At 32.2% G+C, this 17,451-nt stretch carries 16 protein-coding genes and 1 pseudogene; 6 read left to right on the top strand and 11 right to left on the bottom strand.

What is annotated here, in order from left to right:
• Nucleotides 1–2 precede the first annotated feature (2 nt).
• From HMPREF9225_RS03370 to HMPREF9225_RS03350, 5 genes are all read left to right on the top strand, one after another.
• A complete protein-coding gene (locus tag HMPREF9225_RS03370; RefSeq protein WP_008901536.1) occupies nt 3–1,379 on the top strand; it encodes a TrkA C-terminal domain-containing protein in 1,377 nt (458 codons plus the stop codon).
• Nucleotides 1,376–2,044 (top strand): uracil-DNA glycosylase, encoded by a 669-nt coding sequence (gene ung / locus HMPREF9225_RS03365; RefSeq protein ID WP_008901535.1) that lies wholly within the window; start codon nt 1,376–1,378, stop codon nt 2,042–2,044. Before HMPREF9225_RS03370 ends, ung begins: the two co-directional genes overlap by 4 nt.
• Entirely contained in the window at nt 2,038–2,796 is a 759-nt protein-coding gene (locus HMPREF9225_RS03360; protein WP_008901534.1) for an alpha/beta hydrolase family protein, read from the top strand. Before ung ends, HMPREF9225_RS03360 begins: the two co-directional genes overlap by 7 nt.
• Nucleotides 2,797–2,925: 129 nt before the next feature.
• On the top strand, nt 2,926–3,471 hold the full coding sequence (locus HMPREF9225_RS03355; protein WP_008901533.1) for a MarR family winged helix-turn-helix transcriptional regulator: 546 nt from the start codon (nt 2,926–2,928) through the stop codon (nt 3,469–3,471).
• A gap of 105 nt (nt 3,472–3,576) precedes the next feature.
• The gene (locus HMPREF9225_RS03350; RefSeq protein WP_008901532.1) at nt 3,577–4,794 is read left to right on the top strand and encodes a dicarboxylate/amino acid:cation symporter; all 1,218 of its coding nucleotides are present in this window, start codon (nt 3,577–3,579) and stop codon (nt 4,792–4,794) included.
• A 245-nt stretch (nt 4,795–5,039) separates the two neighbouring features.
• Here the strand turns inward: HMPREF9225_RS03350 and HMPREF9225_RS03345 are convergent, their stop codons facing one another.
• The 7 genes from HMPREF9225_RS03345 to HMPREF9225_RS03315 are packed head-to-tail and all read right to left on the bottom strand — an operon-like array spanning nt 5,040 to nt 11,992.
• Nucleotides 5,040–6,398, bottom strand: a complete 1,359-nt coding sequence (locus HMPREF9225_RS03345) for an MmgE/PrpD family protein (protein ID WP_008901531.1) — start codon at nt 6,396–6,398, stop codon at nt 5,040–5,042.
• Nucleotides 6,385–7,554: a MalY/PatB family protein gene (locus HMPREF9225_RS03340; RefSeq protein ID WP_008901530.1), complete on the bottom strand. Its 1,170-nt coding sequence runs from the start codon at nt 7,552–7,554 to the stop codon at nt 6,385–6,387. Before HMPREF9225_RS03340 ends, HMPREF9225_RS03345 begins: the two co-directional genes overlap by 14 nt.
• Nucleotides 7,544–9,046, bottom strand: a complete 1,503-nt coding sequence (locus tag HMPREF9225_RS03335) for a tripartite tricarboxylate transporter permease (RefSeq protein WP_008901529.1) — start codon at nt 9,044–9,046, stop codon at nt 7,544–7,546. Before HMPREF9225_RS03335 ends, HMPREF9225_RS03340 begins: the two co-directional genes overlap by 11 nt.
• A gap of 10 nt (nt 9,047–9,056) precedes the next feature.
• Entirely contained in the window at nt 9,057–9,482 is a 426-nt protein-coding gene (locus HMPREF9225_RS09775; protein WP_008901528.1) for a tripartite tricarboxylate transporter TctB family protein, read from the bottom strand.
• Between the two features lie 43 nt (nt 9,483–9,525).
• Nucleotides 9,526–10,518, bottom strand: a complete 993-nt coding sequence (locus HMPREF9225_RS03325; protein ID WP_169304148.1) for a Bug family tripartite tricarboxylate transporter substrate binding protein — start codon at nt 10,516–10,518, stop codon at nt 9,526–9,528.
• A gap of 1 nt (nt 10,519) precedes the next feature.
• A complete protein-coding gene (locus tag HMPREF9225_RS03320; RefSeq protein ID WP_008901526.1) occupies nt 10,520–11,101 on the bottom strand; it encodes a FumA C-terminus/TtdB family hydratase beta subunit in 582 nt (193 codons plus the stop codon).
• 9 nt (nt 11,102–11,110) lie between these two features.
• A complete protein-coding gene (locus tag HMPREF9225_RS03315) occupies nt 11,111–11,992 on the bottom strand; it encodes a fumarate hydratase (RefSeq protein ID WP_008901525.1) in 882 nt (293 codons plus the stop codon).
• Nucleotides 11,993–12,258: 266 nt separating this feature from the next.
• Between HMPREF9225_RS03315 and HMPREF9225_RS03310 the strand changes: the two genes are divergently transcribed.
• Complete coding sequence (locus HMPREF9225_RS03310) at nt 12,259–13,185, top strand: DMT family transporter (RefSeq protein ID WP_008901524.1); 927 nt, start codon at nt 12,259–12,261, stop codon at nt 13,183–13,185.
• A gap of 69 nt (nt 13,186–13,254) precedes the next feature.
• Here the strand turns inward: HMPREF9225_RS03310 and HMPREF9225_RS03305 are convergent, their stop codons facing one another.
• The 4 genes and pseudogenes from HMPREF9225_RS03305 to HMPREF9225_RS10640 all read right to left on the bottom strand — a co-directional run.
• Nucleotides 13,255–14,520 (bottom strand): L-cysteine desulfidase family protein, encoded by a 1,266-nt coding sequence (locus tag HMPREF9225_RS03305; protein ID WP_008901523.1) that lies wholly within the window; start codon nt 14,518–14,520, stop codon nt 13,255–13,257.
• Nucleotides 14,521–14,556: 36 nt separating this feature from the next.
• Nucleotides 14,557–15,795 carry an SLC13 family permease gene (locus tag HMPREF9225_RS03300; RefSeq protein WP_008901522.1) on the bottom strand — a complete coding sequence of 413 codons (1,239 nt, stop codon included), beginning with the start codon at nt 15,793–15,795 and terminating at the stop codon, nt 14,557–14,559.
• Between the two features lie 15 nt (nt 15,796–15,810).
• On the bottom strand, nt 15,811–16,836 hold the full coding sequence (locus HMPREF9225_RS03295) for a uroporphyrinogen decarboxylase family protein (protein ID WP_008901521.1): 1,026 nt from the start codon (nt 16,834–16,836) through the stop codon (nt 15,811–15,813).
• Between the two features lie 294 nt (nt 16,837–17,130).
• A pseudogene (locus HMPREF9225_RS10640) lies at nt 17,131–17,373 on the bottom strand (helix-turn-helix domain-containing protein); the annotation flags it as partial.
• Between the last annotated feature and the right edge of the window lie 78 nt (nt 17,374–17,451).

The raw sequence follows: 17,451 nt of genomic DNA, 5'->3' as shown, positions 1-17,451 counted from the left end.
ATATGAAGATTATAATCTTTGGAACCAAGTTAATATCAGAACAAGTAGTTAAAAATTTAGAAATATATGACGATGAAGTAACAGTAGTCGGATATCCTGACAAATTCTACAATGATTTCGACAAAAAATCTGCAGAGATTATCTCTGGAAATCTTTTGGATGACGAATTTTTATCTTCACTTAAATTAGAAAGCTATGACTACTCTCTTATCTTAGAAGATGATGACTTTTTAAACTTTGTACTTTCAAAAATGTGCAAGAAATATGGAGCAAAAAATATCATCACCAAGGTGAATAGGTACGACGACATAAATTTCATCATAAAAAATAAAGAGTCCTTTGGAATAGATTATATTATAAATGAAGATTTAGAAGCGTCTAAGTACATCGTGAAGATGGTGGAAGAAGATATTGGATTTAAGTCAGATATATTCGCCGGTGGCAAGGTACTTCTCTCAAGCATAAAAGCTCAGTACGCAGAGGATTTTGTAAATAAAAAGCTAGAAGATATAGGATTATTATCAACCGTTAGAGTGGTTGGAATTCTAAGAAATAGCGAGCTTATCATCCCAACCGGACAGACCATAATAGAAAGAGACGACCTAATCTATGTAATGGGTCTTTCGTCAGATATAATTTCTCTAAAAAATACTTATTTTTATTTTGAAGAACATAGACAGAAAAAGGAAATGACTATCATCGGCGACTCAGACTTAACTAGAGCTCTTGTAGAAAATGTAACTGAAATGAATATAAAAATTGTGGAAGAGGGCGACGAAAAGGTTGCGGACCTTCGCAAGAAATATCCAGAAGCATTTGTAATTAAAAACAATTTTAAAAATGAACTTAAATCTTCACAAGAAGAGTTCAAAACTGCGGATGTACTCATAGCTTCCACAGAAGAAGATGAGCTAAACATAGCCGTAGGACTTCTCGCATCTGGAATCGGAATAAAAGATATAATCTTAAAAGTTTATTCTAGAACTTACAATAAATTTATCGACTCACTTCCTGTAGATGCGGTCATAAATCCAAAGATAATCTTGGTCGGAAAAATTCTTAACCTTATTGGTAAGAACGCAGGGCTTAACATCTACCACATGTTTGGAGACAGGGCTGAAGTTTTAGAAGTAAAATTAAAAGAAGATTCACATCTAATCGGCAAGACCATGGCAGAGTTAAATCCACCTAAAAATATTGTAATAGGCGCAATAATAAGAAAAGATAATCTCGCCATCATCCCAATAGGAAAATCTGAAGTTGCAAAGGACGACACATTAGTAATCTTCTTTAAAAAAGAAAATAGAAATGAACTTCTAAGCTTCTTAGGAATATCTAAAAGAAGAATCTTTCCTAATCTATTTGGAGGCAGAAGATGAAGTTAAATAGTGTTTGGGACGAAGTCTTAAAGGATGAGTTTGACAAGCCCTACTTCAAAGAGACAATGTCACTTTTGGAAGAAGAATATAAAAATTATAGAATCTATCCAAAGAAAAGTGATGTGTTCTCAGCATTTCGTCTAACAGATTATGACAAGGTCAAAGTGTTGATCCTCGGGCAGGATCCATACCACGGATACAACCAAGCTCACGGCCTGGCATTTTCAGTTAAGCCTGGAGTTAAAATTCCACCGAGTCTCGTAAATATTTATAAGGAACTAAATTCCGACTTAGGAGTAGAAATCCCAAGTACAGGATATTTAAAATCTTGGGCTGACTCTGGAATCATGCTTCTAAACACAACCTTAACCGTTCGTGAAGGATCACCTATGAGTCACTCAAAAATTGGCTGGGAATTTTTCACAGATAGAGTTATAGAAGCGCTCGATGAAAAGAAAGAACCAATGGCATTTATTCTTTGGGGATCTCACGCAAGATCAAAGAAGAGACTTCTAAAAAATAGGGACCATTTAATCATAGAAGGACCACACCCAAGTCCACTTTCTGCATACAGAGGATTTTTCGGGTCCAAACCATTTTCAAAAGTAAATGAATATTTTATAGAGCACGGGGAAAATCCCCCTGATTGGAGGATAAAATGTTAAGATCAGAATTTTTAGAATATATTGATACAAAAGTTGGCGAAATACCTACCTGGGTCATCCGTCCAAAAGAAAAAAGGGATAAGTACAAAACCATCATCTTTTACCACGGCTGGGGCTCCTGTAGAAATAACCAAGTATTTAGAGCTAGTATCTTCGCATCATATGGATACCAAGTAATCCTACCAGAAGCGAGATACCACGGCGAAAGAGGAAGCCTCGATTACGAAAAAGATGAAGTAAAAAGAGACTATTTTTTAAGAGTCCTTATGCACAATATAGAAGAATCTGTGTCAATTTATAAAGCTGCCATAGAAGAATTTAACGCAGACGAAGAAAATATATATGTAAGTGGACACAGTCTCGGTGCAATCACAGCAGGTTCCATCTATACATTCAACAAAAAGATAAAGGCAGCTCTCCTCTTTAACGGAAGCATGAACTGGCAAAAAATCGTAGAAGATATAAAAAGTTTAGAAGATGAAAAAGATTGGACTCTAGATAGAAGGTACGAGTTCTCCCTTCAAATGGATCCTATGATTCATATAGAAGACATGGAAAATAGACCACTATTTATGATTCACGGAGAAGAAGACGACGTAGTAAATCCAGAGTACGATAGAGAATTTTATAAAGTTGCAAAAGATAGCTTTGACGAAGGAAAATTGATCTATGAAACCTTTGAAAAAACCACCCACCAAATCACAACCCATATGCTTGAAAGAGGAATAAATCTCTTAAAAGAAATTGAATAAATTTATAAATCTCCTTATAAGGAGATTTTTTATTTAGTATTTTTAAAATCTTCAAAAATAATTAAACCGCTTAACAATTAAGTTTTGCTTAATTTCTTTTTAAATGATAAAATATATTAAGAGGTGTTTATGGAAAAGAAATTAAGAGAAATATACAATAAAAAAATTATTAATCAATGGATAGAGCCTGATGCTCCAAAGGAAGAGACTGATAAAAATTATGAAGATTTAAACTTAGTTATGGATTCTATGTATCGCTTTGTCCTCTCATATTCAAACTATTTTAACCAAAGAAGAGACTACGGTGCAGGACCAGAACTAACTATGGTGGAGGTCCACATACTTACAAATATTTCTGATAATCCTGGTACTACAGTGACAGCGATTGCAAAAGATTGGAATAGAACCACATCTGCTATATCCCAAACCATCAGAAAACTTCTAAAACAAAATTTAATCATTAGAGAAAATTCAGTAGAAAACGGAAAGATATACCATCTATATACTACAGAACTCGGCGAAGAAGTAACTCTAGCCCACAAGAGATACGATAATATAGATATTTTAAAGACAAATAAAAAACTACTTAAAACTCTAACTGTTGATGATCTAATATCTTTCGATAAGGTATGTAGTCACTACAACGATCTTTTGACAAGTACAAAAGAAAAATAATTATATAATAAAATTTTATTAAAAGTTAAGATAATGTTTTCTTCTATTTGTGTTAAATTAGTGATATAATAAATTTATAGATTTTAACAGTAAAAAGGAGGAACTATGCAAAAGAAAAGTTTTTTTAATAGTTTAATATTCAAACTATTACTAGGTATTATCATAGGTATATTCGTAGGCAATATTTCAAACGAATCTTTTATTGCAATAATTGACGCAATCAAAAGAATCCTAGGCGACGTTATAGGATATGTAGTACCACTAATTGTCTTAGGGTTCATCACCCCGGCAATCGTTAGCCTTAAAGAATCTGCAGGTAAGATTCTTTCAACTTCATTACTTATATGCTATATTTCATCAGTTGGAGCAGCAACTCTAAGCTTTATAGCAGGAAGAATTATCATTCCACATCTAAATATCGCATCTCAAGTTGGTGCAGGTAACGAAATCCCTGAAGCAATCTTCAAGCTTTCAATCTCACCAATCATGCCAGTTATGACAGCACTTATCACATCTGTACTAATTGGTCTTGCAGTACTAGGAACAGGAAGCAGCACTTGGGAAAGTCTTCTAAAAGAATTCAACAATGTAATTCTTTGGATCGTTGACAAGGTTGTTATCAGAATACTTCCACTATATATCGGAGTTACATTTGCCGAATTAAGTTACCAAGGAACTATCATTAACGAACTTCCAGTATTCTTAAAAGTTATACTAATCGTAATCGTTGGTCACTTCATCTGGATGACTCTACTATACTCTATAGCAGGTATCATCAGTAAAGCAAACCCAAGAGAAGTTTATAGACACTATGCACCAGCATACGTTACAGCTCTTGGAACTATGAGCTCTGCAGCTACACTATCAGTTGCTCTTAAATGTGCAAGCAAATCAAAAGTTCTAGATCCAAAGATCAGAGACTTTGTAATTCCACTATGTTCAAACACTCACCTTTGCGGATCAGTACTAACAGAAGTATTCTTCGTTATGACAGTATCCCAAATTTTAACTGGACAACTACCTGAAACTTCAAGTATGATTACATTTATACTTCTACTTGGAATCTTTGCAATAGCAGCACCAGGAGTACCAGGAGGAACAGTAGTTGCATCTCTAGGACTTATCATTTCAGTACTAGGATTCAACGATACAGGAACAGCACTTATGCTTTCAATCTTTGCACTTCAAGACTCATTCGGAACTGCATGTAACGTAACAGGTGACGGAGCGATCGCTCTTATGGTAACAGGAATCTTTAAAAAAGTTCCAGGCCATGGAAACAATCCAGTATACGTACCAGAAGAAAATGCAGAAGCAAAATAAAATAATAAATAAAGAAAAAAGAGGCTTTGAGCCTCTTTTTTCTATTACAAAGAAGGATTTAATGAAAAAGATCTAGTTTCTAGCTTTTTTTCATTTAAATGAATATTTAATTTAAATAATTATATATGCCAGTTTATTTTATTTAGATTTTTTATAAGCACTTGAATTAATTGTTATTCTAGAAAAATTTTTATTTCTAGCAATTCGATATTCTTATTTCTTATTATAATATATTCACTTATATCTTATTTTAAAGCTTCTTCAAAAAAGTCTTTTAATAATTCTCTATTTTCTATAGAAAATATTTCTTCTATCATCCTATCTTGCTGAATTAGGGATAATTTATCTGATGTATTTTCCCTAAATTTACTTACTAAATCTTCATTACTAATATAATTTCTTACATCACCGTAAGGATATTTAATTTCTTCATATAACTTGTCATTATTTTTAAGTTCAATTACAAGTTTATGAATCCATTGATTAGGATGTTCAATATATCTTTCATTTATTTCTTTATCATTTATTATCTCTATTTTAGACATCAAGTTTAATAAATCTTTATTCTTAATATTTGTGTCTTTAAAAGTTTTTTTATTAATTTCACCATTTAATAATGCATAAGCTATGCAATATTGCAGACTAAACTTATGATCATAGTCCGTTGTTGGTGAGCTGTTATTTGTAATATTAAAGCATGGTTCGTAAACATAATCTTTTATACTAGTAATAGATTCCAAATTTTCTATTTTATTTTTTATCTTTAATGCCGCATATATTCCTGAATGGGTGTGTCTACAACATGGATATGCTTTAATCGATGTTTCATCAATTTTAAAAGTTTTCCCTAAATTATGTGTTAAACGATCTACATTATCTAAATTTGACAAAGCTTTTATTAGACCTTTTTCTCCTTCTAAAATTCTATATGCTCCTTTAAGTCCAAACTTAGAAATTTTAGAAGAAAACAATCCATCAGATACTCCTCTAGCCACATGCACTGATTTTGACATCCCATTGTCTTCTAAAAATTGCCATAATCCTGAAGCCTGTGTACCTGCTGTTCCAACTGAGTTTAGTAACTCTTCTTCGGATAATTTCATAAGTTTACCAGATACTATTGCAGCTGTAAGAGATGCTACTACACCTGTAGTGTGCCAATAATAATATGATTTTGGATTGATAGCCTCTCCTACTCTACAAGCTATCTCATATCCAGATACTATTGAAACTATCAAATCTTTTCCAGATAGTTCTAAATCTTCACAAATGGCTAAAGCTAACGGAATTGTCAACACGGCTGGATGAACAATTGATTTAGAATGAAGATCATCAAAATCATCAGCGTGACCTAGTGCAGAATTTAGCATAGAAGCACTTTCAACATCAATATTTTTTTCTAATCCTGGACTATAACTTTTGCCTTTATTAGAAGTTTGCTTTATATAGTCTATCCAAATTTTTCCTTGTTCTGAATTAATACCAGAATAAATTACTCCTAGCGTATCTAAAATTAATTCTTTTGTTTTTACAATGGTGTCTTTGGAAAGAGAATCATAGTTTAAATTATATATAAAGTTTATTAAATCTTTAGTATGATTCATTTAATGCATCCTTTAATCTTTCTAATGCCTTTTTTAAATAATCCTTTGTTGTTGCGATATTCATTCTCATGTGTAACTTTCCATTTTCTCCAAAAGAAGTTCCTTTGTTTAAAAATATATGAGCTTTATTCTTTATAAAATCATCCAATTCTTCTTGATTGTTGAAATACTCAGAAAAATCAAGCCACATAAGGTAAGTTCCTTCTAAGTTTGAAGTAGTTATTTTTAGGTTATTTTCTTTTATAAAGCTTTTTACAAATTCATAATTTTTTTCGATGTATTCAACCAATTCATCAACGTATTCATGGCCATATTTATAACAAGCGATATATCCTGCTTGGCCAAAAATAGTCAACCCCATACCTTTGAATTTTTTTCTAGCAATTATAAATCTTTCTCTTAAGTTTTTGTTTTGTATTACTATACAAGCTGTTCTTAAACCAGATACATTAAATGCTTTGCCTGGATTATATCCTGTAAAACATATATCTGATGCTTCTTTACTTAAACTAGCAAAAGGAATATGTTTTTTATCTTTTGTTAATATAATGTCTGAATGTATCTCATCTGAAAAAACTTTGACATTATATTTTAAACATAATTCTAGAATCTTTAGTAACTCTTCCTTACAATATACTTTTCCTAAAGGATTGTGTGGATTTACTAGTACAAACAAAGATGTCTTAGGATTTTTTAGTTTTTCTTCTAAATCTTCAAAATCAATTCTGTATTCGTTGTCAATTTTAATAAATGGAGATTCTACTCTTACTCTTCCACCATCTTCTATTGCCTCCATAATAGGATTATATATAGGTGTATTGTAAACTATATGGTCTCCTGGATTAGTGAATTCATCTATTATATAGGTAAGCCCTGGTATAACACCGGTTACAAATACAACATCTTCATTTTGAATACTATGTCCATGTCTTTTTTCTATCCAATTAGCAGTTACTTTTCCAAATTCTTCATCTTCATATGGATAGCCATAACACTTATGGTTAGCTCTTTCTATCATCGCTTTTGAAACAAATTCTGGTACTTCAAAATCTGTATCAGCAATCCATAAAGGTAAAAAATTTAACTCTTTTGAGTGGCGAAACTTTTTACAGTCGCTTTCACTTCTATCTATAAATTTATCAAAGTTATATTGCACTTTTATCTTTTCTCCTTTTTAAAATTGGAAGTATTAAAAATATTATTGATACAATAAGCAAAGTTAGACTCAATGGTCTTTGTACGAAAACAAGTATTGAGCCATTTGCATAGACCATACTTTGTATCCAATTATTTTCCATCATCTTTCCTAAAATCGCCGCTAAAATAAGTGGGGATTGTGGAATCTTATACTTATTAAATAAGTATCCTAGTATACCAAATATAATGATTATTACTATATTAAACTTACTGTTTGATACAGCATAAGCTCCAGTTACACAAAGTATTAGTATTATACCACTTAAAATTTCTTTTTTTAATTTAAGAACTGCAGTAGCAAATATATTGCAATATAATAATGCCATAGGAAGCATAATTATATTTGCAACTAAAAATGCTAATATAATTAAATATGCTATTTCAGGTGTTTCTTTAAATAGTCCCGGTCCAGTTCTAAGCCCTTGAATAGTAAGTGCGCCCAAAAATAATGCAGATGTTGAATTTCCTGGTACTCCTAAAGATAGTAATGGAACCATTGAACTTGCCACTACTGCATTATTAGCTGCTTCAGGTGCCGCTATTCCTTCCGGAACTCCAGTACCAAATTCAAGATTTGGATTCATCCTCTGTGCTTGATCGTATGCTAAAAATATTGCCATAACCATACCAGCACCAGGAATTATTCCAATAACATTACCTATTAGTGATGATTGAACCCACGTTGGAAATAATCTCTTTATCATTTCTTTCTTAGGTATACTTGTTCTTACTTTCGTATATTCAACTTTTATATCGTCAATTGAGACTTCAGTCTTTTCTTTAATAGTTTCTATAAGTTCAAGTACAGAAGTTATGCCAAAAAGTCCAATTAACATAGGAACAAGTGATATTCCATCAAATAGTTCCATTCTTCCAAATGTAAATCTAGACAAGCCCGTTTGAGGACTTAAACCAATAACAGAAATTAGTAATCCTATGAATAAACCTATAATATTTCTTAGTTTATTTTTTCCAGCCATACCAACAACAGTACTCATTCCAAGTACTCCTAGCATAAAATATTCTGGTGGTCCAAATTTTAAAGCTTGCTTCGCTAAGAAAGGTGATAGAAATAATAATACTAAGGAACTAGATATCCCACCAAATGCTGAAGAACTCATCGAAATTGACAAGGCTTCACCACTCTTACCTTTTTTTGACATTGGATATCCATCATATGCTGTAACCATTGCTGAAGCTGTTCCAGGAACTTTTACTAATATTGAAGGTATTGAACCTCCTGTAGCAGATGCACAATAAATCCCAGTTAATAGGCAAAATGCTACTGATGGATCCATACCAAAAGTTACCGGTATTAGTACAGCCATTGTTATGGAGTCATTTAGTCCTGGCAATGAACCTACAATTAATCCTAGTAATACACCAGAAAATAGAGCAATCATCGCCATAGGTTGCAATAGCTCTGTTAATCCTGCTAATATTCCACTCATACAAAACCTCCTATATAAACAATGTTGGTAGCGGTACTTTAAGTAAAATCTTAAATATACAGAAACTTAAAGCTGTTGCAATAATAACAAATATTAAATTCTTGAATATATTTTTATATCCTAGTATTCTAATAACTATTGTTCCTAATAAAACGGTAGATATAAAATAACCAATTTTATCGAATAGAAAAATATATGCTACTAAAGTCAATATAGTGATACCTACACCTGTTAAATTCGAATCTGAAAAATTTACTTCTAGGTCATTCTTAAAAATAGTTCTTATTATTAGAGCACCTGAAGAAATTAATAGACCTGCTCCTATTAAAAAAGGAAATTGACCTTCACTCCCATATGATCTTGATGTAATAATTACATAGATAGATATAATAAATAAAATTATGGGAATAAAGAGATTTACTGTTTTACTTTTCACTTTTTCACCTCTAAAAAAGTAAATACAGATTTAAAATCTGTATTTACTTAGCTTGTTTTAATATTGGTAGTATTTTATCAAGAGACTCATCTTGTTTTTTAACATATTCTAAAAAGGCATCTCCGTCTTTGTATGAATAAGGTATATTAGCCTTCATTAGTGCTTCTTTTAATTCGTCAGATGCTCCAACTTTTTCAAATATTTTCTTTAATTCATTGTATTCTTGGTCAGGAACATTACTTGAAACGGCAAATCCTCTAAAAGCTCCGTAAGTCATATCGTAACCATTTTCTTTAAATGTAGGTACATCTTTGATTGATTCTATTCTTTCGTCGCTCATTACGCCAAGACCTTTGATTGTTCCATCTTGAATTGATGATGCTGCTTCTCCAACAGATACAAAAGCTACATCGCAATGTCCGCCCATTATTTGTTGCATTTGAACAGCTGCAGAGTCGTTGTGTAAGTATTCAAATTTTAAGTTGTTTTCTTGTTCTAATATAACAGCTGCTAGATGATGCACTGTAGCAAATCCTGGAGTAGCAACTTTCACAGTATTTTCTTTTGCATATGCTATAAATTCTTCTAAGTTTTTAAATTTTGAATTTGGAGGCATAACTAGTACGTCTGGGTCAAAACAAATCATAGCTAAAGGTTTAAAAGAATCTAAATTATAAGTAACGTCTTTTAATTTTGGATTGTTAATAGCAGCATTTGTGTAAGCTAGTACTGTATATCCATCAGGTTCTGCTTGAGAAACATAGGTTTGACCTACAACTGCTCCAGCACCACCCTTATTTTCTACAACTATTGCATTGCCTTTCATGCTTTCTTCTGATTTAGCAATATCTGCAAATACTCTAGAAGTTATGTCAACACCGCCTCCAGCATTATAAGGTACTATAATGTGAATGTCTTTTTTTGGAAAATCTGATGTATCAGTTTTAACTTCAGCACTGTCTCCTTTTTTTGAACAACCTGTGAAAAATATAGCCATTGCGAAAATAGCTAAAATCGCTAATTTTTTTCTTTTCATTTTACTTCTCCTTTTCTTCATTTAATAATTTTTCTGCTGAACTTCTTAAGTTTTTATAAACACTATTTCCTTCAGCATCCATTCCAACAACTAGTGGGCCGAATTTATTTGCTTTAAAAACCCACATGGCTTCAGGCATAGATAGCTCTTCCCAGTGAACTCCGTTAACTTTTTCAATTCCACTTGCTAGCTTAACCGCACAGCCTGGTGCTGCTTGCAAATAAATATATCCATATTTTTTACATGCTTTTTGAGTTTCTTGATCCATACCTCCTTTACCTATTATGGCTTTAACGCCTAGTTTGCCTACCATATCTGCATATGGTTCCATTCTAATGCTTGTAGTTGGTCCTACGACCCTTAAAACATTTTGTCCTTCTTTTTTTTCAATTACTGGTCCAGCATGAAAAACACAAGATCCATTAAAATTATAAGGTAGTTCTTTACCTTCTTCTAAAAATTTTCTTATTCTTAGATGAGCTTGATCTCTAGCTGTAATTATTTCTCCAGTAATATATACTACGTCTCCGATTTTTAAATCTTTTATCTGATCAAAAGTAATTGGTGTTTTTAATTCTATCATTTTAAAACCTCACAATATTTTTTCAACATTTCCATTTGAATAGATTCTTATCCCTGCTCTACGTGTTACCCAACAATGGAAGTTAATAGCGACTGGCGCTATAGCTGTATGGGTAGCTGCAGTTGCTATTTTAACTGCTAAACAATAATTATCTCCGCCTATCCCAGCAGGTCCAAGTCCCAATTTATTAACTTCATCTTTTAAATGATTTTCTAATTCATTTAAAAGCGGATCTTCATTTTGATCATCCCATTTTCTTGTACTGATGGCTTTTCTACTTAATTTAGAAGCTACGTCCATTTGACCACCTATACCAATTCCTATACCTACTGGAGGACAAGGTTTTCCACCAGCTTTTATTACAGTATCTAGTACAAGCTCAGTTAAACCACTTAAATCTTCTTTAAGTTGTGGAACTGTAAGTATTTTCATTGCATTTCCTAGTTCTGCTCCACATCCCTTTAAGCTTATTATGATTTCTATATAATCTAGGTCCTTTACATATTCATATTCAATATTAGGTACTCCTTTTCCAGAATTATTTCCACTGTTTTTTCTAGTTAAAGGATCAACTATACTTGGTCTGAAATAACCTTCATTTGTAGCATTAACTAATGCTTCCCCTAAGAATTTTTCTACATCACCTGGAGTTGTTTTGTCTCCAAATTTAACATATACTGTAGGAAATCCTGGAGACTGACATACTGGAAGTTCCATTTCTTCTGCCATTTCTACATTGTCTAACATTGAACTTAGCATGCTCTTTCCGCGTTCTCCGCTTTCGTTTTGGTATGCTTTCTTCATTAGTCTAACGTTGTCTTCAGATATATGAGTTCCTACCCAGTATACCAATTTTTTCACTTCTTCTTTTAATAATTCTTGATTAATCATTTATACCCCTCTTTACTAAGAAACTCTAGTAATAGAATATCACCAATTAAATGATTTTTCAACTAAATTGTTTAAACCTTTAATCTTTTAACTATTAAACATTATTGTTTGTTTTATATTTTATATAACTTTATAAAGTTCAACTATTCATAAAATAGATATAAAATAAATTACCTAACTTGACAACATACTACGATAAGTTCTTACAATAAATCATGTTCAACTTAAAACTAGTAAAATAAACACTTTTCTGATAAACTATACACATGGAAAAATTTTTTAAAAATAAAAAAAACGCAATAATACTTTCATTATTTGCAATGCTTCTTTGGGGTTCTGCCATACCCCTTATTAAGACGACCTACAAGGTCATGCAAGTACCTAGTGACGACTTTGGTTTAAAAATTTTAATAGCAGGGGTAAGATTTTTCATGGCAGGGATCTTAGCCATTTTTTATCATCAATTTTTCAAAACCAAGGAAAGCAAATTTTCTAAATTAAACTTAAAATTTGTCATAATCCTATCCCTAGTTCAAACCACTTTTCAGTACTTTTTCTACTATATAGGACTTTCCAATACTCATGGAGTAAAGGCTTCAATAATCCAAGCCTTTGGATCATTTTTAATTGTAATCATGGCAGCAGCCTTTATACCAGGTGAAAGACTAAATCTAAACAAGGTGCTAGCTGTCATCATAGGAACTGCTGGCATTTTAGTCACAAACCTAAACGGCGATGCCGGTGGAGGAATAAGTCTAAAAGGAGAGGGCTTCATAATAATAGCCACCTTCTTCAATGCACTTGCCACAATACTTGTTAGACTAAAGGGAAGAAATCAAGATCCATTCCTCTTGACAGGAAGCCAATTTGCAATCGGCGGCTTAGTTCTTATTTTTGGAGGCATCTTCTTAAAAAAATCCGCCTTCTACCTAAGTCCCTTAGCCTTTATTATGCTAACCTATGGCGCATTCATATCAGCCACTGCTTTTTCTCTTTGGACTATAGTACTTCAGTATCATAGCGCTGGAGAATTTGGAATATATAAATTATTTATTCCAATATTCGGAACGATTCTTTCGATAATATTCTTGAAAGAAAAGTTTACTTTTTTACTTTTTATAGGCTTGGCTTTAGTTATAATCGGAACTCTCGTTCTTAATATGAAGAATTTGAAAAAAAGTAGTAGTAAGTAAATTAAAAAATATAATTTTATTTAGGAGTTGAAAAAATAAAAATCCCGGGAGATTAATCCCGGGTTTTTTTTATTCAAAGTCTTTTATATAGTCTCTATTTTCTATCATTTCATTTAAAACAACTTCATCAGTTTTTTTCATACCGTATCTAGCAATATGACCTACTGTATCTATTGTTTTTTCAATGTCATCTTTTACTATTCCATCTCCTGCTTTGAATGAATTGTTTGACAAAGCTTGGTTGTATGCCAAGAAAGCATTTCTCAAAGATGACGCTATTTTCATGGCACAAGAAGCCTTGGCTCCGTCGCATACCAATCCAGAATTTACAGCAAGAGCATTAGATATGGTTTCTTTTATTGTTTCTAGTGGTCTGTCTTCCATATAAGCAATGCCACATATAGATGCTGAAGCCGCTGAAACAACTCCACAATAAGCAGATAACTTGCCTATACCTTGTTTTAAATATAATCCGATTAAATTTGCAAATATTAAAGCTCTATATAGAGTATCTTGGTCAACATTCTTATCTTGTGCATATTTTATTATCGGTACAGATACTGTTATTCCTTGATTTCCACTACCAGAGTTTATGACAACCGGATTTTCAGCTCCACTCATTCTAGCATCTGATCCTGCACTTGCATAAGCTGTCAAACTTTCAAAATAGTTTCCATTTGAGTTTTCTAATATGATTTTGCCTATATTAGAACCCCAATCGTTTGTTAATCCTTCTTTAGCTATGGCATAGTTGTACTCAATCTCTCTATCGAAAATATCTTTTATATCAGTATAATCGCAAGTTTTTGCAAACTCATATATTTTTTCAAATGAGAAATCAACCTTTTCGTCTTCTTCAGTGCCTTTAGCCTTTTCGAAAACTACTTTAGAATTTTTTTCAATCAATACTACATTAGTATGATCATCTTCTATTATTACTCTAGATGTGTCTTCACCTTTTTTAGCGATAATTTCTATATATAGGTTTGCAGTATTAGGTTTTAATTCTACACTCACATTTCCTTCTTTTATAAATTGATCGCATTCTTTAAGTTTAGACTTATCAATATCTGCCAAAACTTCTAGTTTCTTATCTGCATTTCCTAGAAAAGCGCCGGCAACTATGGATATTTCAATCCCTTTTCTTCCATCAGTACCAGGAACTGTAACGCTGTGAGCATTTTTAATAATATTGCCTGAGAAAATTCCTTCTAATTTTTCAGGTCTAGCTCCAAGCGCTTCAGATGCCTTAGCTGCAGCATATGCTATTGCTATTGGCTCTGTGCATCCAAATGCTGTTATCAGTTCTTGTTTTATATATTCTTTATAATCCACAATTTCCTCCCGTTAAGTTCAAATAGTTTATTTATTTTATAGATAAAATACTGAACATAGGGCTGTTGTAACTAGCCAAAATACTATAAGTAGTGGGAATCCACACTTAATATAGTCTTTCATTGTGTATCCGCCAGCTTCCCAAACTAATAGGTTTGGTCCTGTTCCAAATGGAGTAGTGAATACACCTGAAGCACATATTGATACAGCCATAGCACCTGCCAATGGGTTAATTCCACTAGCTTGACAAATCAAAATGCTTACAGGAAGAATCAAAACTGTTGCTGAAGAGTTAAGCAAAAATTGAGTAGCTAGAAGCATTAAAAGTGCTATTCCACCAATAACTACAACTGGAGGCATTCCTGATAAAACAGGGCTTAATTTATTTACAAAGTATTCTGCTGCACCTGTAGATATTAAAGCTTTACTTAGAGGGAAAATTCCTCCTACTAAGAATATTGTTGTTGCTGAAAAAGATTTTATAGCGTCTTTTATATCTATACATCCTGTTAAAACAGCTAAGATTGCTCCAAAAACACCAGCAACATGCATTGGTATAACTTTAGTTGCCATACACAAAACTACTCCTAGGAATATAAGAGCTATCGTTATCATTTTACCCTTGTTGTAAACTGGTTCTTTAACTTCTCCAAGGTCTATTTCTTTTACAGGTAAAAGTTTTGTTCCAATAAATATCATATATATAATACCTGCAATAAGAAGAGGAACACCTATCTTTGCATATTCAAAGAATGTAAATTCTCTTAGTTTCATATCAGCAAGGATACCATTTGCTACTATATGAGGTGTTGTTCCTATTAAGGTAATTGTTCCACCTAGAGATGCAAAATATGCAAGTGCCATTAAAAGTTTAGACTTGTTTACTTTCGCCTTTTCAGACATTGAACTAACTATAGGCATTAGGCATGCTGTTGATCCTGTATCATTTAGGAATGCAGATAGTCCACCAGCTACAAGACCAGTTCCGACTATAAGTCCCTTTTCAGTACCACCTATTAAACCAATAATTTTTCCTCCAATGTAATCTGCAAGTCCTGTTTTAAAAAAGGCTTCTCCAACTACACATAGTCCTAAGAAGAATACTACTGTAGTGTTCGCAAATTCCATATATGCTGATTTTGCTTCTATAATTTTAAAAGATGCCAAAACTGAAGGCACCAATGCTCCAATTAAAATAGGGTGTATAGGTTGCCATATTAATAAAATCATAGTGACAACGAATACAATACAAGTTATTATTGCTTGAGTTGACATATTTCCTCCTTATTTTTACTTTTCTACTGAATCTCTAAAAGCTCTCATTTCAGCATCTGTTGAATGTATAGAAACTGAACAGTATGGAGCTAATATAAAAGGTATATCTTTATTTTCTTCTATAGCTTTTTTAGCTTGTCTAGCTATTTCTTCTTCTGAATTATTTCCAAAAATCATCTCATCAACGCCACCCATTGGTGTGATCTTTCCAAGATAAGCTGATGCTTCTTTTATTGATGGATTGTCCTCTGCACCTTGGTCCCAATGAAGAATATCTATAGGGAAATCCTTGAACCTATCTGGGTTAGACTTAATACCACATGTGTGATACATAATTATTCCGCCATCATTTTTAACAGCTTGAGAGAATTTAACATCAAATCTCTTTACAAATTTTTCCCATTCTTCAAACTTCATATAGTCTGTTCTAGCCCATGAAATACCTGCAAGGAAGAATCCGTCACATCCAACTTCTTTTAAAGCCTTCCAATAATTTATATAAGTTTCTGTTATATTATCAAGAGCCTTCAAAAGTTCTTCTTCATGTTCTTCCATTATCTTGAATATTGGGTTTTCTTCTCTATCAGCTGGAAAATGTCTTCTAACAAAAGGAAGATCAAAAACCCCACTTACAATTTGTAAAGGTGTGAAAACAGTTTGAAGTATAGGTACATCTTCATCTAATCCATCCCTTATAAGCTTGATAGCCTCTACATGATCTTTCAAAACTTGATTAGTCATGTCTAAAATCTTAAATACGCTAAGATCATATCCCTTTGCAGCTGAACTTAATTTTGTTGGGAAAATTTCTTGTTCATAGTTCACATAATCTATCTTGTCTCCATATGCTTCTTGCATATAAACAGCTGATGGGTGAACTTTAACAATATCCCAATCATAATCTTTTTGCCACTTTAGCATTATATTTGCTAAATCTCTAGGCTCTCTTTCGACTTTTGGAAAGTGTCTATAGGCAGTAATAGGAGGTCTGTCTGTTTTTTCGCCTCTTAGAGTTGCCATAACCCTCTCTCTTTTAGTCATTTTTGTCAATTAAATCATCCCCTATAAATATTTAATATTATAAATTGCAAATAAATTTGCGACATCTTAATAAAACTACTCTTCTGTACAAACAATTCTAAAGGAGTTCGATTATATAAATAATTCAAATATTTCTTATTGAACTCCATTAAATTTTAATAAGATTCTCTATAGATATTCTATCGAATCAGTCTTTTTCAGATAATACTTCCTTAACAAACCAATAGAATTTTCACTACTTCCACTGTAAACAGTGACAGCTACTTTTTATATTTACTGCTTAAAGTTTATTTATTCATTGATTGTGCCTATAATTTCGATTGTTGATTTATTTTTTCTGCCTTTAAGTGAAGATTTATGCTTTTTATCTTTTTCTGCTGCGTGTGCTTTATATTCAGCTTCACAGCGTTTAAGCTCTCTTGATATTGTTGAATGGTGGCAGCCCAAAATTTTAGCTATTCCTCTAGAAGAATAACCTTCTTTTATTAATACCTCAATCTTATTTCTTTCGTTTAGTGTAAGATGTTTAAAGCTCATATTGACCTCTATGTTAGTTTTTTTCGTTTTTAAAATTTTTCACGAAGCTAGTACGAGTTTTTATTTTCTATTTGTGTC

It is taken from the genome of Peptoniphilus duerdenii ATCC BAA-1640, assembly GCF_000146345.1.
Lineage (GTDB): Bacteria > Bacillota > Clostridia > Tissierellales > Peptoniphilaceae > Peptoniphilus_B > Peptoniphilus_B duerdenii.
The sequence above is the reverse complement of the archived record's forward strand: the minus strand, read 5'-3'. Positions and strand labels throughout refer to the sequence as shown.

Bases quoted from the DNA above. Each gene is read 5' to 3' on its own strand.
- HMPREF9225_RS03320 (WP_008901526.1), bottom strand. From the start codon at position 11,101: ATGATAGAATTAAAAACACCAATTACTTTTGATCAGATAAAAGATTTA.
- HMPREF9225_RS03355 (WP_008901533.1), top strand. From the start codon at position 2,926: ATGGAAAAGAAATTAAGAGAAATATACAATAAAAAAATTATTAATCAA.
- HMPREF9225_RS03350 (WP_008901532.1), top strand. From the start codon at position 3,577: ATGCAAAAGAAAAGTTTTTTTAATAGTTTAATATTCAAACTATTACTA.
- ung (WP_008901535.1), top strand. From the start codon at position 1,376: ATGAAGTTAAATAGTGTTTGGGACGAAGTCTTAAAGGATGAGTTTGAC.
- HMPREF9225_RS03335 (WP_008901529.1), bottom strand. From the start codon at position 9,046: ATGAGTGGAATATTAGCAGGATTAACAGAGCTATTGCAACCTATGGCG.
- HMPREF9225_RS03345 (WP_008901531.1), bottom strand. From the start codon at position 6,398: ATGAATCATACTAAAGATTTAATAAACTTTATATATAATTTAAACTAT.
- HMPREF9225_RS03295 (WP_008901521.1), bottom strand. From the start codon at position 16,836: ATGACTAAAAGAGAGAGGGTTATGGCAACTCTAAGAGGCGAAAAAACA.
- HMPREF9225_RS03315 (WP_008901525.1), bottom strand. From the start codon at position 11,992: ATGATTAATCAAGAATTATTAAAAGAAGAAGTGAAAAAATTGGTATAC.
- HMPREF9225_RS03310 (WP_008901524.1), top strand. From the start codon at position 12,259: ATGGAAAAATTTTTTAAAAATAAAAAAAACGCAATAATACTTTCATTA.
- HMPREF9225_RS03325 (WP_169304148.1), bottom strand. From the start codon at position 10,518: ATGAAAAGAAAAAAATTAGCGATTTTAGCTATTTTCGCAATGGCTATA.
- HMPREF9225_RS03300 (WP_008901522.1), bottom strand. From the start codon at position 15,795: ATGTCAACTCAAGCAATAATAACTTGTATTGTATTCGTTGTCACTATG.
- HMPREF9225_RS03360 (WP_008901534.1), top strand. From the start codon at position 2,038: ATGTTAAGATCAGAATTTTTAGAATATATTGATACAAAAGTTGGCGAA.
- HMPREF9225_RS03370 (WP_008901536.1), top strand. From the start codon at position 3: ATGAAGATTATAATCTTTGGAACCAAGTTAATATCAGAACAAGTAGTT.